The sequence below is a fragment of the Nonomuraea typhae genome, from assembly GCF_009760925.1.
Lineage (GTDB): Bacteria > Actinomycetota > Actinomycetes > Streptosporangiales > Streptosporangiaceae > Nonomuraea > Nonomuraea typhae.
Window position 1 is genome coordinate 888775 of sequence record NZ_VRLV01000001.1, and the last position, 22615, is coordinate 911389.

The 22615-nt window shown below is 72.2% G+C and carries 14 protein-coding genes; 6 read left to right on the forward strand and 8 right to left on the reverse strand.

Going from position 1 to position 22615, the window contains the following annotated elements; translation table 11 throughout:
* Positions 1–2 precede the first annotated feature (2 nt).
* The 3 genes from FVE25_RS04235 to FVE25_RS04245 are packed head-to-tail and all read left to right on the forward strand — an operon-like array spanning position 3 to position 4031.
* Positions 3–1709 carry a glycoside hydrolase family 36 protein gene (locus FVE25_RS04235; protein ID WP_157245019.1) on the forward strand — a complete coding sequence of 569 codons (1707 nt, stop codon included), beginning with the start codon at positions 3–5 and terminating at the stop codon, positions 1707–1709.
* On the forward strand, positions 1710–2738 hold the full coding sequence (locus tag FVE25_RS04240) for a LacI family DNA-binding transcriptional regulator (protein ID WP_157245020.1): 1029 nt from the start codon (positions 1710–1712) through the stop codon (positions 2736–2738). It abuts the gene before it with no gap.
* A complete protein-coding gene (locus FVE25_RS04245) occupies positions 2739–4031 on the forward strand; it encodes a hypothetical protein (RefSeq protein WP_157245021.1) in 1293 nt (430 codons plus the stop codon).
* Here FVE25_RS04245 and FVE25_RS04250 read toward each other — a convergent pair whose 3' ends face one another.
* From FVE25_RS04250 to FVE25_RS04260, 3 genes are all read right to left on the reverse strand, one after another.
* Positions 4032–4604 (reverse strand): hypothetical protein, encoded by a 573-nt coding sequence (locus FVE25_RS04250; protein ID WP_157245022.1) that lies wholly within the window; start codon positions 4602–4604, stop codon positions 4032–4034.
* Positions 4601–13177 (reverse strand): SpvB/TcaC N-terminal domain-containing protein, encoded by an 8577-nt coding sequence (locus tag FVE25_RS04255; RefSeq protein WP_181019438.1) that lies wholly within the window; start codon positions 13175–13177, stop codon positions 4601–4603. Before FVE25_RS04255 ends, FVE25_RS04250 begins: the two co-directional genes overlap by 4 nt.
* 301 nt (positions 13178–13478) lie before the next feature.
* Positions 13479–14015, reverse strand: a complete 537-nt coding sequence (locus FVE25_RS04260; RefSeq protein ID WP_157245024.1) for a hypothetical protein — start codon at positions 14013–14015, stop codon at positions 13479–13481.
* A 170-nt stretch (positions 14016–14185) separates the two neighbouring features.
* Here FVE25_RS04260 and FVE25_RS04265 point away from each other — a divergent pair, with 170 nt between their 5' ends.
* Together FVE25_RS04265 and FVE25_RS04270 are read left to right on the forward strand one after the other, a co-directional pair.
* Complete coding sequence (locus FVE25_RS04265) at positions 14186–16471, forward strand: ABC transporter permease (protein ID WP_157245025.1); 2286 nt, start codon at positions 14186–14188, stop codon at positions 16469–16471.
* A gap of 36 nt (positions 16472–16507) precedes the next feature.
* The gene (locus tag FVE25_RS04270; RefSeq protein WP_157245026.1) at positions 16508–16963 is read left to right on the forward strand and encodes a hypothetical protein; all 456 of its coding nucleotides are present in this window, start codon (positions 16508–16510) and stop codon (positions 16961–16963) included.
* A gap of 38 nt (positions 16964–17001) precedes the next feature.
* On the opposite strand, the gene FVE25_RS04275 is transcribed toward FVE25_RS04270, so the two are convergent.
* Entirely contained in the window at positions 17002–17940 is a 939-nt protein-coding gene (locus tag FVE25_RS04275; RefSeq protein ID WP_157245027.1) for a GDSL-type esterase/lipase family protein, read from the reverse strand.
* A 65-nt stretch (positions 17941–18005) separates the two neighbouring features.
* Between FVE25_RS04275 and FVE25_RS04280 the strand changes: the two genes are divergently transcribed.
* A complete protein-coding gene (locus tag FVE25_RS04280) occupies positions 18006–19208 on the forward strand; it encodes a hypothetical protein (protein ID WP_157245028.1) in 1203 nt (400 codons plus the stop codon).
* Here the strand turns inward: FVE25_RS04280 and FVE25_RS04285 are convergent.
* From FVE25_RS04285 to FVE25_RS04300, 4 genes are all read right to left on the reverse strand, one after another.
* Positions 19150–19680, reverse strand: a complete 531-nt coding sequence (locus FVE25_RS04285) for a DUF6461 domain-containing protein (protein WP_157245029.1) — start codon at positions 19678–19680, stop codon at positions 19150–19152. The two genes, FVE25_RS04280 and FVE25_RS04285, sit on opposite strands and share 59 nt — an antisense overlap.
* A gap of 51 nt (positions 19681–19731) precedes the next feature.
* A complete protein-coding gene (locus FVE25_RS04290) occupies positions 19732–20526 on the reverse strand; it encodes an ArsR/SmtB family transcription factor (RefSeq protein ID WP_246266603.1) in 795 nt (264 codons plus the stop codon).
* Positions 20527–20571: 45 nt separating this feature from the next.
* A complete protein-coding gene (locus FVE25_RS04295; RefSeq protein ID WP_157245030.1) occupies positions 20572–21210 on the reverse strand; it encodes a DUF1345 domain-containing protein in 639 nt (212 codons plus the stop codon).
* An 88-nt stretch (positions 21211–21298) separates the two neighbouring features.
* Positions 21299–22612, reverse strand: coding sequence for an ABC transporter substrate-binding protein (locus FVE25_RS04300; protein WP_157245031.1), 1314 nt, complete (start codon positions 22610–22612; stop codon positions 21299–21301).
* Positions 22613–22615: the final 3 nt, after the last annotated feature.

Sequence of the window (22615 nt, forward strand, 5' to 3'; positions counted from 1 at the left end):
ACATGCAGGTCTGGGAGCCTTACGCGCTCGGCGAGACGACCTCGCTGCGCGCCGGCGCGGTCGAGGTGGCCCTCGCCGGAGCGGGCGAGGCGCGGGTCACCCCGCTGGCCGGCGGCGTCTGGCTGATCGACGCGCCCGCCGCCACCGCGGCGCAGTGGCGGGTGCCGTGCGTGGGTGTGACCGCGTTCTGGACGCCCGCGGGCGGCGCCCGCTGGGTGCCGCCGATCTGGAGCGCGCCGCTGGTGTCGCGGCTGAGCGCGGGCGCGCCGGTGGTCAGCCTGGTCGGTACGGCCGGCGTCAACGTGTGCACGGTCGGCGCGGACGAACCGGCGGGCCAGGTGAGCTTCACCGGCGGCGTCGTCGAGGAGACCGGGGAGTTCGTCTTCACGCTGCGGGGGGAGGGGCTGCGCTTCCGCCTGGACCTTTCCGGGCGGCATTTCTCCGTGACCGTGGGGGAGGTGGCCGAGTGGTGGCGGGAGGCGGCCGGCGAGCTGCCGCCGGTGCCCGGCAGCGCCCGCCTGCCGGTGTACTCGACCTGGTACGGCATGCACCAGGACGTCAGCGCCGCCGCGGTGGAGCGCCAGGCGCGGCTGGCCGCGGACCTGGGCTGCGCGACCGTCATCCTGGACGACGGCTGGCAGACGGCCGACCGGGCCCGCGGCTACGCCTTCTGCGGCGACTGGGAACCCAACACCGCGACCTTTCCTGATATGTCCGAGCATGTCGCTCGGGTGCGCGAGCTCGGCATGGCCTACCTGCTGTGGTACGCCCTGCCCTTCGTCGGCAAGCACAACGCGGCCTTCGACCGTTTCCAGGGCAGGTTCCTGCGCTACCTCGACCACATGGACGCCGCCGTGCTGGACCCGCGGCACCCGGAGGTGCGCGCCTTCCTCGTCGGCCGCCTCGCCCGGGCCGTCGAGGAGTGGGGCATGGACGGGCTGAAGATCGACTTCGTGGACCGCTTCGCCACCCCGGGCGGCGACCCGGCGCCGGGCGAGGGAGCCGACTGCGCACGGGTGGACGAAGGGGTCCGGCGGCTCCTGCACGACCTGGACGTCCGGCTGCGCCGTACCGCTCCCGGGCTGCTCGTCGAGCACCGCCAGCCGTACTCGGGCCCGGGCCTGTGGCCGTACGCGAACATGATCCGCGCCACGGACTGCCCGCTCAGCCCGCAGGAGAACCGGCAGCGGACCGTGGACCTGCGGCTGGCCGCGGGGCCGGTGGCCGTGCACTCGGACATGATCCTCTGGCACCCGGACGAGCCCGCCGAGCAGGTGGCCGTGCACCTGATCAACGCGTTGTTCTCGGTGCCGCAGATCTCGGTGGACCTGGCGGCGCAGCGGCCGGACCAGCTCGCCGCGCTCCGGTTCTGGCTCGGGATCTTCCGGCGGCACCTGGCCACGCTGCAGCTCGGGGCGCTGCGGCCGGAACAGCCCGAGCACGGCTACCCGCTCGTGCGGGCCTACGATGGTCAGACCACGATCGTCGCGCGGTACTCACCCCTGCCCGTCGAGGTGCCGGCGAGCGGTGACCTGCTGGTCGCCAACGCCGTCGCCGACCCGCGCGTGGTCCTCCACGGCGCCGGAGCGGTGCGCGCGGAGGTCCGCGACTGCGGCGGCGCCCTGACCGGGACGGCTGAGCTGCGGCTGGACGGGGCCCGTGTCGTCGACGTGCCCATGGGCGGCCTGCTCACGCTGAGGAGAGTCTGAGTGACCACACGTCGGCCACGCGAGCGCGGGGTCACCGTCGAGGACGTCGCACGCGCGGCCGGCGTGTCCCGGCAGACGATCTCCAACGCGCTCAACGCCCCGCATCGGCTGAAGGCCGAGACCCTGGAGCGGGTGTCGGCGGTCATCGAGCAGCTCGGCTACCGGCCCGACCAGTCGGCGCGCAGCCTGAAGTCGGGCACCCGGCGGATCATCGCCTACCCGACGCCGGTGGACGACCCGGCCAACCCCAACCCGCTGATGGGCGGCTTCCTCGAAGCGGTCGTGGCGGCCTCGGGCGAGGCGGGCTACCGCATCCTGCTGGTGCGCCCGCGCCCCGGCCAGAGCCAGGAGCAGGCGCTCGACGAGCTGATCGCCGCGCGGACCGTGGACGGCTTCCTGCTGTCGGACGTGCTGCGCGACGACCCCCGCGTCGCCCACCTGACCGGCGCCGGGTTCCCCTTCGCCGCCTTCGGCAGGACCGCGCCCGGCCAGCCGCAGTCCTGGGCCGACGTCGACAGCGCGCAGGCGATGATCGACCTGGTCGGCCTGATCGCCGCCAAGGGCCACCGGCGGGTGGCGTTCCTGGCCTCAACCGGCGGCCAGCCCTGGATGGACGATCGCCGCGACGGCTTCCTGGCCGGCGCCCGCCGCCACCACCTGACCACGCAGGTCTACTCCGTGCCGGGCGACGACCCCGCCGGGATCGTGGCCGCCACCCGCGACCTGCTGTCCGGGCGCGCCAGGCCCACCGCCGTCGTGGTCAGCGGCGACTGGCTGACCCTCGGCGTCTACACCGCCGCGCGCGCCGAAGGGCTGGAGATCGGCAAGGACCTGGCCGTGGCCGCCTTCGACGACCTGCCGATCACCGGGTTCCTCCAGCCCGCCCTCACCACGGTACGGCTGCCGCTGCGCCGTATCGCCGAAGCCCTCGTCAACCGCCTCCTGCGGATCATCGAGGACGGCGTCACGCCGGAGGCCGGGCTGCTGCTGCCCGGCGAGCTGGTGGTGCGCCCGAGCCTGGGACCCTGAATGCGGCTCACCTCCTCCTCGGGCGAACTCGCCGCGATGTTCGCCTGGGCCCGCGACCGCGCCCTGCGCTGGGCGCACCCGGCCGGCACCCGCGGCCCCGTGAACGTCGACGAGCGCTGCCCGTCCGGCACCGGCTCGGCCGTCTACCTGCCGTCCTACTGGGCCGGATACGCGCACCGCAGCGGCTTCTACGCCCGCGACTTCGTCCACCAGGCTCCGGGCGCGCACCTGCTCGGGCTGGCCGAGGCCAACCTGGCGATGCTGCGCTGCTTCGCCGCCTCCGCCACTCCGGAGCACGGGCACCGGCCCGTGTGGGCGTTCAACTTCGACGGCTCCTACCTGGCGATCGACTACCGCGGCCCGGACGACTTCGTCAGGGAGGCGCCCGCCGTGTTCGAGCTCGTGGAGTGCGCGGCCGTCCTGCATCGCTGGACCGGCGACCCCGCCTACCTCCACGACCCCGCGGTGCGCGCCTACTGCGTCAACGCTCTCGCGCTGCCCGCCACCGGCCAGGGCGCCGGCATCTTCCAGGGCACCGCCACCTACAACGAACTCGACGGCGAGCCCTTGCAGATCGCCGGCGACGGCCTGGCCGCCCGGTACGCCGCATTCCTCGCGATGGCCCACCTGGCCGGGGCCCGCGGCGAGGACGCCGCCCCGTTCGCGGCGCAGGCCGCGGATCTGCGCCGCCACTACGAACAGGACTGGCACGGCGCCCGCGGCTTCACCTTCGACGGCCGCCCGGTCACCGGCTGGGGCGCGGAGAACACCTGGTTCCCGCCGCTGAAGGGCCTGCGCGACGACCCGGCCTGCCTCGACGAGATCGACGCCCTGGCCGGCGGCCCACGCCGTCCGGCGAACGTGGAGGCGTGGACGTACCTGCCCGACGTCTTCTTCCGCCACGGCAGGACCGAGCCGGCCTGGCGGTGGATGCGGGAGATCTTCGCCGCCCGCACCGCGCCGCACGTGGCCGGCGGCCGCAACGGCGACTACCCGGAGGTGTCCTTCACCCTGGTCGGCCAGGTCGTCGAGGGGCTGTTCGGCCTGCGCCCCGACGCGCCCGCGCACGCCCTGACCACGCTGCCCGGCCTGCCCGCCGAGATCGCCTGGGCCGAGGTGTCCGGCGTCCCCGTGGGGGCGGGCCGCGTCGCCGTCCGGCACGACGGCCCGCGCAGGACCACGCTCGCCAACCTGTCCGGCGAGCTCACCTACCGGTGGACCGCCCGCTTCCCCGGCGGCGGCACCGTCGTCCAGGACGTGCCGCCGCTCAGCACGGCAGTCGCGGAGAGCTGATCACAGGCGGCCCGCGATCACGCCGCGGAGCGAGCTGTCCGGCCCCCATTCGGTGAGCTCCTTGACGACCAGGCCGAACACCGGATGGCGGCGGCCGTGGCCGTCGACCACCCAGGGTTCCCAGGTCCGGCCGTCGGCGGCGAGGCTCATGTGCCACTCGCCGCCGGCCGCCGCCCGGAGGAGCTCCCCGGCGCGGGCGATGAGGCGGGGCAGCTCCTCGGGGGTCAGGAACGAGGCCGCGCCGCGCCGCCGTACCAGCTCGTCGACGTCACCGTCGCCGAGCTCGGCCGTCAGGCGGGCGACGTGCGCCGGGAAGTCGCGCCCCTGGGGCAGCAGGCCGTGCAGGGGGTGGACCGGCTGGGTGCGCGCCACCTGGTCGGTGAGGGCGAGCAGGGCGGCGCGGGACTCCCACAGCCGCCCCTTGCCGTCCTCGAACACCAGCACCACCTGGTCGCCGGGCAGCCGGTAGGCCGCGGCCATGGCCACCTCGGCGACCTCGGGGTCGGGCGTCCCGGCGCCGCCGCCAAGCAGCTCGCGGACCTGCTTGGCGGACAGCCGCCTGGATTGAGTCACTGCACCTCCGCTGGGTCGGGATCGAGCGGGTTGGCCGGGGTCGCGGCCGGGCCGAAGGGTCTCGGGGTGAAGGGGCCGGTCGGGCCGGGCCGGGCGGTACCCCTGCCGAAGACGCTGGGGTTCAGGAGTATGGCGGGATTGAAGCCGATCTGCGCGGCTCCGCCACTCGAGGGAACCTCGAAGGCGGTTATCTGCCATAGTGCCACGCCCCGCCTGGTGGCCTCGGTCACCACGTCGGGACCGATGATCGTATCGGCCGTGGTGATGAAGGTGACGACGGGCAGCGGGCGGCCGGGTCCCGTCGCCATGCCCGCCGGCGAACGGGCGGCCACGTCGATCAGGCCGCGGATCTGATGGTTGCTCGACGACAGGGTCAGCGTCCCGCTGACCGCCTTGACCTCGGTGAACGAGCTGTTGGCGAAGGGCACCAGCTGCGGGATGATCCACCAGCGGAGGGTCACCTGCGTCACGTGCCGCACCGCGTCGGGGATGACCGACCTGGGACCGCCCGGGCCGGTCGCCGCCGCCCTGGCGGGGGAGGCGAACGAGCGGAAGTTCTCCAGCAGGCCGTACCTGTTCAGGGCGAAGTCCTGGAAGGCCCGGCCCACCGCCCGGTTGAACTGCACGCCCGACAGGCCCGCGCCGATGCCCTGCGCGGTGGCGATCGCCCGGAGCCGGGTGGTGGTCAGCGGTACGGCCTGCCGCCCGTCCGGGTCGATCTTGGACAACGGGTTGGCGTCGGCGTAGTTGTAGACGTTGAGGAAGGTCGGGACGGAGGTGTCGAGGTTCTGGTCCGTCCGGGTCCCGCTCTCCGGCAGCTGCCCGAGGTTGGTCTCCAGGGCCGGATCCGGGCTCTGCCACACTCCGGTGCGCGGGTCGTAATATCGCGCGCCGAAGTAGTACAGGCCGGTCTCCTCGTCCAGCTCCTTGCCGCTGAACTGGTACGGCGTGCGCTGGGTGTTGTTGTGCTCCTCGGCCCAGGTCTCGCCGGAGGGGAAGTACTCCAGGTGCTGGTAGAGGCGGCCGTCGGCGTCGCTCACGAAGTTCGTGCCGCCCAGGTGGTCGGAGTGGTAGAAGTACCGCTCCTGCTCCACGACCTGCGGATCCTGCTTGACCAGCTTGGACACCATGCGGGAGCCGCCGGCGAAGACGTGCTTGGTGCCGATCTGCCCGTTGCGGACGGTGAACCACTGGTTCACGTACGCGGTCTCGCCCTGCGGGCCGCGCTTGATCACCCGCTCGCCGGCGTCGTCGTACTTGTAGGTCTTCTCGTGCCCGTTGTCGAACAGGCTCTGGATCCGGTTCTCCTCGTCCCAGACGATCGTGCGGCGCCGGCCGTTCTGGTCGTCGGTCCAGCCGGTCTGGTTGCCGCCGGCGTCGTAGGTGTAGGTCTGCCCGCCGATGTGGGTGGGGGCGTGCGGCTGCGGCCCGCCGTACTCGTAGGAGAAGGAGTAGGTGGTCTTGTGCTGCTCCACCACGCTGCCCGACGGCTGCACGATCTCGTGCGCCTGCTGCTTGGCCGTCAGGTTGTGCAGGTTGTCGTAGGACTGCGTGAAGCGGTAGCGGTCGGTCTTGTTCGGCGCGAACCGCCAGCTTCCGGTGGAGGCGACCAGGCGGTCCAGGTCGTCGTAGGCGAAGGTCTTGGTGACCGGGCCGCCGTACGTGGGCGGCTGGGGGACGGCCACGTCGTTGGCCAGTTCGGTCAGGTTGCCGACGTCGTCGTAGGTGTAGTCGAGGTTCTGGAACAGCGACTCCGGCTGGGGCCCGCCCGCCGGTCCTGACTTGAGGTTGGCCAGCCTCCGGTCGATCGGGTCGAAGGCGTACGAGGTCCGGATCCCGTTGCCGTCCTCGACGAAGGCCCGCTGGCCGAACTTGTCGTACTCCATCCGGTTGACGTAGGCGTAGGCGTGGCCGCCCTTGACGCCGGTGGCCTGCCGTACCATGCCGCCGGAGTCGTAGCGGTAGGTCAGCACCTCGCTGTCGGGGTAGACCAGCGACTGCAGGCGGCCGAAGGTGTCGTAGGTGTAGGAGGTCGTGTAGGTCTTGGGCGGGCTGCCGGTGAACCCGGCGATCGTCTTGACCTCCTTGACGACCTCGCCCAGCCTGCCGTAGAAGCGTTCCTCGCTGCCCGACTGGTCGGTGACGCGGCTGACCCGCCCGGCCCGGTTGCCGTCCGCGCCCGGCGGGCCGTAGGCGTAGGTGACGTTGTTGCCGGGGAAGTCCGGGTAGCCGATGGCGGTGACCCGGTTGAAGTCGTAGCTGAAGGTCGTGCGCCGGCCGCGTGCGTTCATCCGGGCGACGGCGTTGTTGGCCAGGTCGAACTCGGTCCTGTTGCGGCCGCTGTCGGGGTTGTGGACCTCGGTGCGCCGGCCCAGGTTGTCGAAGGTCTGGGTGGTGGCGTTCCCCGCGTCGTCCTCGGCCCGGAGCAGTTCCTTGAGCGGGCTGTAGGCGTAGCTGGTCCAGATGGGCTGCCCGTCGTGGGTTTCCCGCAGGCCGACCAGCACCTCGCGCACGTCACGGAAGGTCGCCTTGCTGTGGCCCTTGGGGTCGGTCACGACCTGCCGGAACTGGGTCCTGCCCGAGCGGTCGGGGCCGAAGCCGTACTCGGTGGTGATCTCGGTGTCGTCCGGCTGGGTCAGCCGGATGTTGCGGTCGAGCACGTCGAAGGCCAGCCGGGTGGGCGCCACGCTGTCGGCCGCGGTGTTGAACGCGCCCGGCGTGCCGAGCGGCTCGGTCACCGGGTAGCGCGAGGCCACCTGGCGGCCGAAGGCGTCGAAGGTGACCCTCCCGGAGACCGACATCACGTCGGCGGGCGTGCCGCCCTCGCCCGTGTGGACGGTGGCGTCCTGCTTGGACTGGATCCCGCGGCGCAGCCCGTCGACGAAGGTGACCGTGTCGACGGTGTCCGCGGCGCTGCGGAACTTGTCGTTGTGCCTGGTCAGCGCCCATGGGACGGCCGCCTCCTGGTGGTACTCGAACCGGATCGTCGGCGTGCTCTCGCCCTGCTCGTAGGGGCCGGTGATCGCGGTGGCGCGGCCGAACTCGTCCAGGACGTAGGTGGTCCGGTTGCCGTTGAGGTCGGTCTCGGTGAGCGTGGTGCCGAACCGCAGGTCGTAGGTCGCGCTGGAGAAGAGGCCGAAGCTGTCGCTGACCTTGGCGATGTGGGTCCTGGTCGGGGTGTCGTACTCGTAGGTCAGCTTGTAGCGCTGGCTGCCGGCGTTCGGCGGGTTCTCGACGGTCTCGAGGGTGCCGTCCGCCGTGTAGGTCAGGTCGGTGGCCTGGAAGGCGCCGCTCTCCAGGTACTGGCGGATCTGCGAGGGGTCGCCCGTGGCGCAGTCGATCGTCGCCTCGCGACGGCGCATGATCTGGCCGCCGCCGGTGACGGTGATCCCGGTCGCCGCGCTCACGTGGGTGCCGGGACAGTCGGAGTAGGTGGTCGTCGCGACGACGTCGTCGGCCGCGCCGGTGTCTCCGGCGTCGGTGAAGACGTCGATGTTGCCCAGCTCGTCGTAGTGGTTGGTGGTGAAGGTGCTCTTGCCGGGCGCCCCCTGTCCCTCGTTGAAGCGCTCGTCGGTACGGCGGAGCTGCGGGAAGATCGTCGCCGTGGTGCTGCCGGCGCCGGCGGGCTCGTCGCCCGTGGTGACGTCGCGCAGCACGTAGGTCTGCTCCAGGTCGGAGAAGACCGCGCTGCCGGCGTCGAGCCTGCGTTCCCTGCTCAGCAGGCCGCGGGTGTAGTAGCTGTCGGTGCGGTACTCCCGCACGAAGCTGCGGTAGACGGCGTTCGCGTCCAGGGTGTCGCGCTGCTGCTCGGTGACCTTGGCGTAGCCGTAGAACTCGCGCTCCAGCCGGTTGAAGACGCCGCCCTCGTAGGTGTAGGTGCTCACCTGGGTGTCCGCGCCGTCCCCGGCGTGCCCGTCGGTCAGGGTGACCTTGCTCATCACCCAGCGGGAGGCGGGGCTGGCCACGGTGTTGCCGTCGCGCTCGTACTCCAGCGTGAACGACGCGCCCAGCGGCCGCTGGACCGACTTGAGCAGGTTGGTGCGGCCGGTCCGGTTGCGCGCGACCTTGAGCGAGCCGTCGCCGGTGCTGGCGACGTGGTCGGCGTAGCCGTCGCCGTCCACGTCACGCAGGCCCGCCTCGTCGCGGGACATGTTCTGCGAGCCGTCGGCGCCCGGGTTGATGATGATGTAGCACAGCGGGGTCGGCCAGCACAGCGGGCCGATGCCGATGGTGAAGTACGCGCCGGCGCCCAGGCCGGTGTTGCCGGAGCAGATCCGGGCCTTGTCCCAGTCGATCCCGGCCAGCCCGACGCTGGTGTCGTCCTCGCACACCCCGTTGAGCGCGCCCTGCCACGGCACGGGGGCGGCGAAGCCGTTGCCGGTGTTGAAGCCGACGCGCATGCCGTCGCCGCCGGGCAGCACGCGGTCCATCAGCCCGTCGCCGTTGACGTCCTGGAGGGTGAAGGAGGTCTGCGACTTGTTCTTGCTCAGCGACAGGCCGCCGGCGAAGTCGTAGATGCCGGAGTTGAAGCCCAGCGACGCGCCGATGGAGCCGTTCTCGCTGGCCCCGTCGTTGACCCCGCCGGTGCCCCACGGCTCGGGGGCGGCGAAGGCGTAGCCGAGGTTGAGCGCGACCCGGCCGTCCTGGAACGCCCGGTCGGGCAGCCCGTCGCCGTTGACGTCGAGCAGGTCGTGCTGGGGCGTGGAGTCGCCGCGGCCGAGCCCGGCCGAGAGCCCCAACTCGGTCATCAGGCCGCCGGTGTCGCTGCCCTTCGGCGGCGCGTGCCCCGAGGTGTCGACCTCGCCGCGGCCGTTGGCCTTGAAGTGCGCCGGGCTGCCGCCCACGCCGACGTTGACCGCGCTCGCGTCGCTGTCGCGCGGCTTGCCCAGGCCGGCGACCTGGCGGTTGGCGGTCTCCAGGCCGCCGGTCATCGTCGAGTACTGCACGCGGCCGTTGCCCACGATGTCGGGGAAGTGGTCGCCGTTGAGGTCGAGGAAGTCGACCTCGCCGGTGGCGCTGCCGTCGGAGGCGGAGCCGGACAGGAACGACACGCCCGCGCCGACCGCGGTCTGCGAGGCGCGGCTGAGCCGGTTCACCGCGCGGCCGCCGGTGAAGTCGCCGGGCGCGGGGACGGTGATCTGGTCCAGGCCCATCCGGGAACTGGCGGCCGTGGCGGCCTTGACGTACTGCCGGTCGTCGGCGCTGCGCCAGGCGGCCTGGTCGGGGAACGGGCTGAACAGGTACGCCTTGGCCGTGCGCGGGTCGTAGGTGGAGTTCTCGTCGAACTCCTGCAGCAGGTCGGTCTCCACGATCGGCTGCGCCGCCCGGTCGCGGTTGCCGTTGTACCCGGCGTAGGCCCAGCCCCGGTACGGCTGCGCCAGCAGGCCGGGGAAGGCGGCCCGGTGGACCGCGCTGGGCACGGTGACCGTGCCGCCGCCGGTGGTGACCTCGACGCTCGCGCCGGTGATGGCCTCGCCCACCTGCGGGTCGTAGGCGGAGAAGTCGAAGAACAGCTGGTCGCCGGCCTGGACGTCCGCGCTCAGGGAGGCGCTCGCGCCGACGTTGACCGTCTGCTTGGCCAGGCGTTCGCCGCGCCGCTTCACGGTGAAGGTGACGGAGCCGGGGACGCTGCCCGTTGTCTGCGGATTTATGGTGATGGTTTCGGTCGCTGGGGCCGTCCACGCCTGCTGCGGGGCGGTGAGCCCGTTGACCGGGTACATGTCGATGTCGTACGGCGGGCGCAGCTGGACCAGCGGGTCGCCGTTCTCGTCCGTGATCGGCCCGGCGCCGGGCGCCTCGGTGTAGAACAGCTTCGGCGTCCACTCCAGCTGCCGCAGGTCGATGGCGGAGTCCACCTTGACCCGCAGCAGGATGGCGTCCTGCTTGGCGACCGGGATGTCCAGGTTGACGGGGATGGCGCCGGTGTCCGCGGCGGCCAGGCTCTGGCTGGAGATCTGGCTGCCGTTGCGGAACACCAGCAGCTCGACGTCGTCGGTGGTGGCGCCCAGTTTGCGCAGGTCACCGGTGAGCTTGACCTTCCCGTCCAGCGGCGCCTGCACCTGGACGCCGCGCCGCCCGGCCAGCACGAAGTCCTGCGCCGCCCGGTAGCCGTAGACGTTCAGGTTGTTGACGTCGGTGGCCGGGGTCACGTCGAGGTAGTCGATCGCCGGATCCCACGACACCTCGTCGAAGGCGCCGTCGAAGCGTGACTGCACGCGGAAGTAGAGGCGGTCGCCCTTGGCGACGGTGATCTCGGCCACGCCCGCCGGGGTCTTGGGGGCGTGGTCGGCCGCCCCGATGTCGCTGGACCACAGCTCGCCGCCGTTGTGCTGGATGGCCACGCGGACGCCGTCGGCCGTGCCGTACTCCTGGCGGGCCGGGCTCGTGTCCTCGATCAGCGCCACGTCGCCCGTGACCCGGACCTTGCCCGCGAACGGCGCCACCCAGCGCCGGAGGGTGTCGGCCAGGGGGTTGTTGTCGATCTGCTGCTCGCGGACCGCCGCGAAGTCCTCGACGATCCCGGTGCCGTCGACCGCGCCGGAGCCGATGGGCACCGGGGTGTCGCCGCTGTTGGCGGTGAAGGTCGGGATGCCGTCGCCGTCGAGGTGGTTGAACCGGACGCTGCCGCCGGTCACCAGGTCCATCAGGCCGTCGCCGTTGACGTCGCTGAAGTACACCGAGTTGGTGGTGAACGTCTCGGCCCTGTTGGTGAAGACGTTGGCGACGAAGTACACCTCGCCGCCGAAGGAGAAGGTGCTGGAGGTCTCCTTGGTGAGGTCCGGCAGGGTCGGCACGCCGGCGGGTGCCCGGAAATCGGTGGATCCGTCCGGCCCGGAATCGTTCAGCCGGAAGGAGATGCCGTTGCCCTTCTTGAACACCTTGTCCGGCAGGTTGTCGCCGTTGAGGTCGACCATGGCGAGCTTGCCGTCGGTGCGGCTGTGCTGGAAGCCGACCTTGCCGCCCGCGCTGAACTGCTTGGTGGGCGCGGTGGGGTTGAAGCCCACGTACAGGTGGCCGCCGACGCTGGTGCTCAGCGCGCCGGACATGGCGCTGGCCTGGCCGTGATCGAGCAGTCCCGCGGTCACGCCGTCGCTGCCGACGCTCCAGTTCGTGCCGGCGGCGAAGCCCTCGTACCCGCCGCCGCCGTCGCGGACCTCGTCGTAGTAGCCGAAGGTGTGGGTGTGGAAGGCGGTGCCGTCCGCGCCGCGCTGGGTGACCGAGCGCAGCAAGCTCTTGCGGAAGGCGCCTTCCGTGTAGTCCAGGTCGTAGCTGCGCACGGCGGCGCCCTCGAACCTGATCTCGATGCGCTTGAGCAGCTCGGCGGTGACCATCTTGAAGCCGCCCTTGGCGTCGATGCCCACATCGGCGCGGCGGGTGTAGCCGGGCAGCTCGCTGTCGCGCACGAACCGCACCGTGTACGGCCCGGCCGCGCTGCCCGACCCGGTGTAGTTGATCTCGCGGGGGTAGAGCTGCTTCCCGGGGACGGTGCCGCCGGCGACACCGGCGTCGGTGACCGTCTGGTAGGTGTAGCGGACGGCGTTGCCGTACAGGTCGCGGACCTCGCTCAGCGCCCAGCGGAAGACGTTGCCGGCGGCGTCGGTCAGGCGGCTGGCCGCGTCGGCGCCGTAGAAGGAGCGGGTGCCGTCCTTCTCGGTGATCTCCCAGGAGTAGGTGTCCGGGCTGCTTCCATGCCGGACGATCGTGCGGAAGGCGCTTTCGACGCGGGTGTGGAAGACCTTCTCCGCGGTCCGCGGCTGTAACGCGCCGCGGTGCGCGACCGGGGTGAGCTGCTCGCCGCCGAAGACGTAGGTCTCGGTCTCGTCCTCGTCGTCGTAGCGGGGCACGCCCCAGCGGGTGTCGATCGTGACGGCGGGCGTGTCCAGGTCCCATCCGACGCCCAGCCAGCCGTTGCCCTGGGCGGAGGAGTAGCCGATGGTGAGCGAGGGCTGCATGCCGTGGCGGCCCTGCGGCAGCACGATCGGGTAGCTCAGCTTGGCGTCGCCGTGGCTGTCACCGGCCGGCGGCTCGACGAGGTTCATCCCCTCGGCCGGGTCGGCCGCCTTGATGCCCTTCATCGTCGTCGGGTCGTACGACAGGGTGCCCGGGTGGTCGGGCACCGTCACCGTGGCCGCGATCATGTCGGTGAAGTGGTCGGACACGCTGCCGACGCGGCGGGCCGCCGTGTCCAGCTTCTCCCGCTCCAGCGCCGTCCAGCGGCGCGCCGCCTCGTCGTAGTAGAACGCGCGGACGTCCTCCTCGCCGAGACCCGCCGGGATCAGCGCCGGGTCGTACGGCAGGCTGATCTTCAGGTCCGCGCCGAACGTCATGTGCGGCAGGAACCGGTAGCCCCGGCGCGGACCGGCCGTGACGTTGGTCATGCCCTGGTCCAGCGGGGGCAGGCTGTCCGCGCAGAGTGAGGTCCCGGTGATCGTCGTGGCCGTCGTCACCGCCTTCTCGCCGACGGCCACGCTCGCCGCGTCCTGGTTCAGCGTGGCCGTCGCGGTGGGGGTGGCGACGACGGCCGAGGTGGCGGGCAGCGCCGCCGCCGCACAGGCCAGGTCGGCCGTTTTCACCGCCTGTCCGGGAATCGGCGCGGAATCGGCGGGACGGGTGCTGACCATCAACGCCGTGCCGAGTAATGCCAGAACGGTCGCGATACGTAAAAGGCATAATTTCCGGAATTTGGGCGCGCGTAAACCAGGGGTCATGACGACCTCTCCAGGGCGACTACCGGGACGGCTGTTGTTCAGAGCCGGACGAACAGCCTGGAATGTATGACGGCATCGACGGGTTGCCTAGAGCGATGGCCGCCTCCGGTCAGGGGCCTTGACCACGGTAAATCAGCCCGTCCGCATCGCGCCGCCGTACCAGAGCTCACAAGCGGCGCATATAGGACCAAGCACCCACGACCAGCGCGCCCCCGAGCCCGCCGAAGGCCAGACCCCCGAACAAGACCATCCAGGTGATGTCCGCGCTGCCGGTGAAGGGGGCCGTCGGCGCGAACCGCGGCGTCACCCCGAGAAGACCGAGCACCACCATGACCAGCAGCACCACCCCGTACAACCCCAGGACCGCCCCCACCCCCCAGGCCGGGACCAGCGGCAGCCACGCGGGCACCCGACGCCCGGCGAGAAGGGGCGTCCATCGCGGGAACACCATCCCCCACCGCTGCACCAGCCCGAGGCCGAGGAACACCCCGAGCAGCGCCGCCAGCACGGTCAGATCCACGCCCACGGCTGCCAGCGCCCGATAGACGGCGCCCCCGTCGGCCTCGACCCCCCTCAGCCAGGTCTCGCCGGCCACGCCCAGGGCGTCGCCCCCGAGCGTCCAGACCGTCTTCACCCCCGCCCACGGCACCAGCCCGCACAACAGCAGGTAGACCGCCACCCGGACCCGCAACGACGCACCCATGCGCCCTCCCTTCCGACACCACCCAGGGTCGTGCCGGAGGGCGGCGGCGCGCTTCCCCCGCACGGGGGAACCTCCGCTGACATGAAATGTCCGCCTTATGAGGAAGTCATGCTCCAAGTGGTGACGAGAACTCTGGGACGTACGGCCGGCTCCCGGCAGGCTTGCCGGACATGAAGATCGGACCCTTCGTCGCGCTGGCCCTCGGCGCCCTGCTCTTCGCCACCACCGGGCTCGTCCTCACGGCCGCGATCACCGGAGGCCAGGCCGCCCCCGGCCGCTACGCCGCCGCCCCCGCCGTCGTCGTGACGGCCGCGGACCTGGCCGAACCCGGTCACGTCGACTACGCCGGCGGCGTCCCCGACCGCACCTTCTACGCCCAGCTCGAGGACGGCCCCGCCGAGCAGATCGGCCGCCCCTGGAGCGCGGCGGCGTTCTCGGGATACCGCCTGACCGCCGGCCGCGCCCCCCGCGACGGCGAGATCGTCGTCCCCGGCGGCACGCCCGGCCGGCGCGTCGGCGTACGGACGGCGGCCGGCACCCGCGCCTACACCGTGTCCGGCGCCACCGGGCAGGCCGAGTTCGAGTCGGCCGTGTTCTTCTCCGATGCCGAGGCCGCCCGGCTGGCGCCGCGCGCCGACGCGGTGATCCTGACCGAGCCGCCGCGCACGGTCCCGGCCGGGCTCAGGGTCCTGACCGGCGACGACCGCGCGCTGGCCGACCCGCGCGCCCGGCGCGACGCCGCGGCCCTGGCGGGGCTGACCACGGTCATGGGCCTGGCCACGGCGGTGGCCGCGTTCGTGTCGGTGTTCGTCGTGGCCGCGACCTTCGCCTTCTCGGTCACGCAGCGCCGCAGGGAACTGGCTCTCCTGCGCCTGGCCGGCGCCACCCCCGCGCAGGTCACCCGCACGGTGCTGGGCGAGGCCGCCCGGACGGGCGTGGCCGCCGCCGCCGCGGGCTGCGCCCTGGCCCTGCTCGCCGCCCCGGCGCTGGCACGGCTGCTGGCCGCCGCGGGCGCCGCGCCCGAGTGGTTCACCGTCGCGCCCTCGCTCGCCGCCCCGCTCGTGCTGCTCGTGGCGTTCGGCGCGGGCGTCGCGCTGGCGATCGGGGGCTCGGGGGCGGCAGCCGTACGCGCGGGCCGCATCCGCCCGATCGAGGCGCTGCGCGACGCCGAGGCGGACGAGCGGGCGATGACCCCGTTCCGCTGGGCGGGCGGGGTGGCGGCGCTGGCCGTCGCGGCCGGCGCGCTGGCCCTGACCTTCGCCCTGCCCGGCCCCTACGGCGCCGAACTGGCCCGCTACACGGGCCCCGCCCTCATCGTCGCGCTAGCGCTGCTGTCCCCGCCGGTCATCCGCCCGCTCACGCGCGTCCTGGTCCCCGGGGGCCTGCTCGTCCGCGCCAACACCCTGGCCTCCGTACGGCGGGCCGCCGCGGTCACCGCCCCCGTCCTTTTGACCGTGGGCCTGATGAGCACCCTGTGGGGCACGGCCGAAGCAGCCGGCGCCGCCGCCTCCCGGGCCGAGCGCCACGAGTACGCCGCCGCCACCTCGGTCGTCCTTCCGAAGGGCGCCCCCGGCCTCAACCGCGAGGTCACCGGCAGGCTCGCGGACCTCGACGCGCTGACCGTCGCCACCACCACGCTCTACGCGGTGCCCGAGGCGGGCGTCCTCTACGGCCCGTCCCCCCAGCCGATCCCCTTCGACGCCCGCGCCGTCAACCGCGCCGACCTGCTCACCCTGCCCGTGCTCGCCGGCCGCCCTGCCGACCTGGACGACTCCTCGATCGTCGTGGACGAGACCCTGGGCCGCGCCGTGGGGGACGAGGTACGCGTCCTGCTGGCCGACGGCCGCCCCGTGACGCTGCGCGTGGTGGCCGTCACCGGGCTGGGCGGCTCCGGAGGCGGCGCCGTCGTCACCGCCAGGCACGCGGGCACCGCCCTCCCCGCCGCCGCCTACGTCCGCGGCGACCTGCCCGCCGGCCTGCTGCACGACCTCCCCGTGACCGTCCTGCCGTTCGCGCAGTGGTCCGCCGCCGGCGAGGCCGGCCGCGCCCAGCAGGCACGGCTGGCGCTGCTCGCGGTAGGCGGCGTGGCCGTGCTGTACACCGGGGTGGCCGTGGCGAACACGCTGGTCATGTCCACCCGCCGGCGCTCCCGCGAACTGGCCCTCCTCCGCGCCGCCGGCGCCACCCCCGGCCAGGTCCTGCGCATGGTCGCCGCGGAGGCGGCCCTCGTGGTGACCATCGGCGCCCTGCTGGCCGGCGTCGTCACCGCCGTGACCTCGGGCGGACTGTGGCTCGCCCTGAACCGGGTCGCCGAAGGCACCCCGTGGTCGTTCCCCCTGGCGCCCTTCCTGGCCGGGACCGCCGCCTGCCTGGTGACCGCCCTGCTCTCGGCCGTGCTCCCCGCCGCCGGGGCCGCCCGATCACTGCCGTCCGCCTGCCCGTCGGCCCGTCCCTGACAGGAGATGACAGTGAGAGCCGTCTAGGTTCGCCGCATGAACGACTTCGACTTCTTCGAGGGCGCCTGGCATTCACGCCAGCGCAAGCTCACCAAGCGCCTGGCCGGCAGCGACGACTGGGAGGAGTTCCCCGGCTACACGGTCGCCACCCGGCATCTCGGCGGCAACGCCAGCGTGGACGAGGTCACCTTCCCCACGAAGGGGATCTCCGGGCTGACCGTCCGCCTGTTCGACCCCGCCACCGGCCTCTGGTCGATCTACTGGGTGAGCGGCACGGACCCCGTGCTCGGGCTGCCGCCGACCGTGGGGCGCTTCGACGGCGACCGCGGCGCGTTCTTCTGCGACGACCGGCACGAGGGCACCCCCGTCCGCTGTCGCTTCCTGTGGCTCAAGGCAGGCCCGGACCACTGCCGCTGGGAGCAGGCGTTCTCGGTGGACGGCGAGCGAACCTGGGAGACCAACTGGACCGCCGACTTCACCCGGGCCGGCTGAGGCGGGCGCCGGGCTCTCACCGGAGACGACCGAAGGGCTCATCCCGGGCGGTGCGGAGAGGTTCCCGGCCCACCACCCGTACCGATGAGGTGGTCGTAGAGCACCCGGTGCCCGCCGGGGCCCGGGTGCAGGCCGTCCACGAGGAGCTCGGGCCGGTCGCGCAGCGGCTCCCACATGTCGAGGAAGTCGACGTGATGCTCCGCGCACCAGCTCCGCACGCCCGCGCGCAGGGCCAGCGCCCGCTCCTCGGTGAATCGCAGCCCCTCGTAGTCCCGCGTGCGCGTCTCGTCGAGCCACGCCGGCCCCAGGACGACGAGCCGCGCGTTGCGTGACAGGACCGTGGCGGCCAGCGCGCCGAGATGGCCCGCCCAGCCGTCCTCCTGCCGGGCCGAGTCGTTGACGCCCGCCGCCACCAGGACGGTGTCCGGCAGGCGCGGCGCCAGGACCGCGGGCGCCTGCGCGCTGACGTCGGCCAGCGTGCTGCCGGGAACGGCCAGGTGGAAGACGCGGTGCTCGGCCTCGTCCGCCGCGATGTGCGCGGCGGCCAGCCGGCCCGCCCACCCGCCGCCCGGATCGGAGCGGCCGTAGGCGATGCTGTCACCCATGATCACGATGCGCGCGGCCGGGCGCAGCGGCCGCGCGTCCACGTAGGCCCAGGCGCTCTCGCCGGAGGCCAGCAGCACCCGCCGCCGCACGTAGTCGTCGACCTCGTAGGCGTCGGCCGCGGCGAGGTCCTCGCCGGTGAGGCGCAGCACGCCGCCCTCGACCTCGGCGCCGATCTTCCGCGCCAGGGTCAGGTGCACGTCGAGCCCGCTCGTGGCGATCACCGACGGGTCCGTGATCGTCAGCGGCCTGGTCGTGTAGCCCGTCAGGGACGCCGGAGAGACGGGTACGGCCCGGCCGAACAACGCCTTCTGCACCCGTTCGTCGAGAAGCGTGCCGAAGGAGAACAGGTTGTGGGACACCGTGCGCGCCATGCCCTTTCCGCCGAGAACGACCAGGTCATCCTACGTGTTCGGCCGCCGGCGGCTATCCTGTGCCGGTGTCACCGCAGCAAGCCCAGACCGAGCGCTGGTTCGTCCGCCACGGCGTGCCCACGATGATCGAGGGCTACGCCTTCGCCGGCCACGTGCTGCCCCGGATGGTGCCGTCCCTGGCGTTCTTCGCGCTGGTGTCGCTGCTGTGGCTGGTGCCGGTCAGGACCATCGGCTCCGGGTGGTGGATCCTGCTCGGCTGGGTGATCGTGGTGGCGGCAGCCGTACGCCTGGTGGGGTCGGTCTCGGCCCGGCGGCGCGTGCGCTTCTCGCCGGGGGCCACCGTCGTGGTCCTCGTCCTCTTCGGGCTGATGCCCTTCACCGTGCCGCTGCTGCAGGTGGCCGTGGACGGCGCCATCACGCCACCGCCCGGCGGGCGGCTCATCGGCGTGCTCGGGTTCGTGGTGTTCTTCGCCGGCGTCTTCGTCCTGACCATGCTGGGCACCACCTACGGACTCGGCGCGCTGCTCGGCCGGGCGCTCCGGCGCACCCTCGCCGACCTGCGCAACAGCGTCCACCTGGTCGGCCGGGCGCTGCCCGCGCTGCTGTTCGTCACGTTGTTCCTGTTCTTCACCGGCGAGCTCTGGCAGGCCGTCAACCGGCTCGACTGGTGGCGGCTCACGCTCGTCGTGGTCCTGTTCGCCGTGGTCGCGGTGCTCGCCGCCGCCTCCCGCCTGCGCGAGGAGATCGGCCGCGTCGAGCAGGACTTCAGCCCGTCGCGCCTGCGGTCGGCCTGCCGGGGCACGCCGCTGGCCGGCGCGCCGATCGACGAGCTGACCCGCGACGGCACGCTGGCCGCGGTCCCGCTCACCGGCCGCCAGGTCCGCAACCTGCTGCTGATGCTGGCCATCCGCCAGCTCGTGCAGGCGGCCGTCCTGGGGGTGGCCCTGTTTACCTTCTTCCTCGTGCTCGGCATCCTCATGGTCACCCCGGAGACGGCCGAGCAGTGGATCGGCGCCAAGCCCGTGCCCTCGCCCCTCATCCCCCTGCTGCCGGTGGCGTTGCTGCGCATCGCGACGTTGTTCGCCGGGTTCGGGGCCATGTACTTCGTGGTCACCTCGATGAGCGACGGCGACCATCGCCAGCAGTTCTTCGCGCCCATCATCGACAAGATCGAACGCGCGCTGGCCGTCCGCGCGGTCTACCTCGCCGTCATTGAAGATGATCGCTCGAGCCGCCCAGCGGCTCCCGGACGAAGTGCGCCGGGGTGAACCGCACCCCGGTGGCGCGGGCGGCCAGGGCGAGCGCCTTGGGCACAGGGTCCTCGGTGCGATCGTCGCGATCCAGGCCCAGCTCCTTCAGGTAGGCGATCAGGTGCTGGGGCACTTCTCCGTCGCGGTAGGTGTAGGCGTACGGGGAGAACCTGACGATCCGCTCGCCGTCGGCGAAGAGGGCGACGTCATCGCTCTTGACGGTGAAGAAGACGAGGGCCGTCGTCGTGTCCTGCGACAACCTTTTCTGCGTCTCCGTCAGCGACGTGCCCCATCCGTAGTCGGCGAGGACCGTCCCGCCGTCGGCCTCGTAGGCGGCGACACCGAACTCGCCCGCCACGTTTCCCGGGACGACGCCGCTCCGGCCCAGGGCTTCCTCCGGGCTGAGCCCCCGGGCGAAGGTGACGCAGAGCCAGGTGTCACCGGCGCCGTCACCGAACTCGTCATGAAGCCAGGCATACTCATTGCTCACCCTCCGAATTCTGTCCGGCGGGACCGACAATCCGCGGAGGCGGCGGGCGGGTCAGGCGGGCACGTCCCACGGTGACTGCGGCAGGACGTCCCCGGTCTCCAGCAGCGACTTCAGGTTCGCCAGTACGGCGGGCCAGCCGTGTGCGATGCCGCGGTACATGTCCTGGTTCGGCAGGTTCTCGTGGGTCACGGTGAGGCGGACGATGTCCTGGTGCGGTTCGAGCAGGAAGGTGACGACCGACGGGTCACGCCTGCCCACCTCCTCCGGGCTGTCCTCGAACGTGATGACCAGCCGCTTCGGCGGCTCCGTCGCCAGCACCTCGCCGACGACGTCGGCGGCGTCCGAGCCGTCGGTGCGCCGGTGCTCCCAGGGTGAGCCGGGCTGCCAGTCGGAGACGTTGGCGTGCCCCCAGTAGCGGGCGGTGAGGTCGGCGTCGGTCAGGGCCTGCCACACCTGCTCCGCGCTCGCGCGGATGTAGGTGACGTACACGTAGGCCGGGATGGTGGTGGTGCTCATGGCTTGCTCCTCTGCCTCGTTCTTGATGGCCGCCAGCATCTGCAGGCGGGGTCGGTCGAAGGCCGCGATCCAGCGCTGCTCGATCTCGTGGATGGGCACGGGGTTGAGGTAGTGCAGGCGTTCCCGGCCCCGCCGGACGACGGTGACCAGGCTGGCGCGCTGCAGGATGTCGAGATGTTGTGTCGCCGACTGGCGGGCCATGCCCAGGCGTTCGCACAGCTCGCTCAGCGTCTGGCCGTTGGTCTCCCGCAGGCGGTCGAGCAGCAGGCGCCGCGTGGAGTCGGCCAGCGCTTTGAAGACCAGGTCCATCTGGGTGGGTTCGGGCGTCACGTCTCCATTATGCAGGTAAATACCTGCATATCGTCAAGAGGCCGGTCAGCCGGTCACCAGATCGGCGACCAGGTTGATGGTCGTGGCGAGGATGCTGGTGCCGAAGACGTAGGACAGCAGGCAGTGCCGCAGGACGACGGCGCGGATGGCGCGGCTGGACACGCCGGTGTCGGAGACCTGGTAGGTCATCCCGAGGTTGTAGCTGAAGTACAGGAAGTCGCGGTACGCCGGAGGGTCGGGGGAGTTGAAGTCGATGCCGCCCGCGGGCGCCCGGTAGTAGAGGTAGGCGTAGCGGGCGCAGTACATGAGGTGCAGGGCGGCCCAGGCCATGAAGACCCCGCCCAGGGCGGTGGCGGCCGCGGCGTGGCCCGGGTCGTCGCGGCCGACCACGAGCAGGATGCCGATCGCGACCAGGCAGCCGAGCGCGGAGGTGACGATGACGAGCTCCTCCAGGAACGGCTGGAAGTCCTCGCGCTGGGTGTTGGCCCGGGTGGCGGCCGCGTCCATCGGCCACAGCACGATCCAGCCCGCGGTGACGAACGTGGCCTCCGCGGTCGCGATGCCGGCCAGCAGGCCGAGGGGCGGCGCCTGCGTGGCGAGGCCGATGGTCACGCCCGTGACGCCGCCGATCGCCGCGGCGAGGATCAGCCGGAGGACCGACGACGTCGGGTGCGAGATCTTCATGCGGCCTCACGTGCCGCCCGTGCCGTGCCGTACGCCATGAAGGGATCTTCGCCGGGCACGCGCGGGAAATCGAGGTCCCTCGCCGTCGTCAGCCCGTTCCGAAGAGGGCGTTGACCTGGGTGTTGGCGGTGGTGAGGGCGTCGGCGGCGGGCTTCTCGCCGAGCCATACCTCCTCGAGCGCGGTGGAGACGATCTCGTTGATCTGGTCGGCGTGGTCGCTGACCGGCAGCAGGTAGAGGGCGTCCGGGTCGTCGGCCTGCTCGACGAAGAGCTTGACGTCGCGCCCCGCGGCCTCGTGGGCCTTGAGCGCCTTGGCGGCCGACGGGGTGATCGCGGGGAAGACGACCGCGCTCTCGGCGACGATGTCCTGGCAGGCGGGCGAGCCGAGGAACTTCACCCACTTCCAGGCGGCGTCCTTGTGCTTGGTGCCGGAGTAGATCGTGTCGGCCAGGCCGTTGAACGCGGTCTTGCGGCCCTGCGGCCCCTTCGGCAGCGGCGCGAAGGCGAACTTCTGCTCCTTGGACCCCAGATAGGTGGTGATCATCCACGAGCCGGTCATCCCGAGCGCGCCCTTGCCGGCGTCCAGGACCGCGTCCACCCCGAGCGAGCTGGTCTTGTCGTACGGCGGCGCATACCCCTTCTCGATCAGCCGCCGGAACCAGGCCGCGGTCTCGGCCAGCTTCGGGCTGTCGTAGAAGTACCTGGTGCCGAACGGGTTCTTGTCGATGAAGGAGAACCCGTTGGAGACGGCCAGGTTGCCCCAGGAGTTCTGCCCCTGGGAGCCGTCGTTGAGCTCGGGGACGATGCCGTGGACCGCGACCTCGGTCTTGTCGAAGCCCGGTTCGTCGCCGCGTTTGCCGTTCTTGTCCACGGTCAGCCGGGCGATGGCCTTCTCGAACGTGCCCCCGTCGGCCGGGTTCCAGGTCAGGTCCGACAGGTCGACGCCGGCCTTCTCGGCCAGTTCCCTGTTGTAGACGACGGCCATCGTGTCCCAGTCCTTGGGCAGGCCGTACCGCCGGCCGTCCTTCACCCACGCCTCGGCGAGGCCCGGCCGGTAGATCGACAGGTCCACCTTGTCGGCCTCGGCCAGCGGCTGAAGGTCCATGAGCTGGCCGTTGGCGGCGAACTGCGGGTAGTACGACGCCTGCATGGTGATGACGTCGGGGGCGCCGCCGGCGACCATCTGGGTGGTGAGGTTCTGCCAGTACTGGTCCCAGGCGTGCTGCGAGATCTTGACGGTGATCCCGGGGTTGGCCTTGGTGAAGGCGTCCGCGCACTTCTGGTAGGCGGGCTGCTGGAGGTCGTCCCAGAGGCCGTAGGTGAGGGTGACGCCACCCGAGCTCTGCCCGCCGCTGCCGCATCCGGCGGCGAGCAGCAGAAGCACCAAAAGCCCTCTCTTCATGAT

Excerpts from the sequence above, each read along its gene's own strand:
- FVE25_RS04235 (WP_157245019.1), top strand. The coding sequence starts at position 3 with ATGCAGGTCTGGGAGCCTTACGCGCTCGGCGAGACGACCTCGCTGCGC.
- FVE25_RS04245 (WP_157245021.1), top strand. The coding sequence starts at position 2,739 with ATGCGGCTCACCTCCTCCTCGGGCGAACTCGCCGCGATGTTCGCCTGG.
- FVE25_RS04260 (WP_157245024.1), bottom strand. The coding sequence starts at position 14,015 with ATGGGTGCGTCGTTGCGGGTCCGGGTGGCGGTCTACCTGCTGTTGTGC.
- FVE25_RS04265 (WP_157245025.1), top strand. The coding sequence starts at position 14,186 with ATGAAGATCGGACCCTTCGTCGCGCTGGCCCTCGGCGCCCTGCTCTTC.
- FVE25_RS04270 (WP_157245026.1), top strand. The coding sequence starts at position 16,508 with ATGAACGACTTCGACTTCTTCGAGGGCGCCTGGCATTCACGCCAGCGC.
- FVE25_RS04275 (WP_157245027.1), bottom strand. The coding sequence starts at position 17,940 with ATGGCGCGCACGGTGTCCCACAACCTGTTCTCCTTCGGCACGCTTCTC.
- FVE25_RS04295 (WP_157245030.1), bottom strand. The coding sequence starts at position 21,210 with ATGAAGATCTCGCACCCGACGTCGTCGGTCCTCCGGCTGATCCTCGCC.
- FVE25_RS04300 (WP_157245031.1), bottom strand. The coding sequence starts at position 22,612 with ATGAAGAGAGGGCTTTTGGTGCTTCTGCTGCTCGCCGCCGGATGCGGC.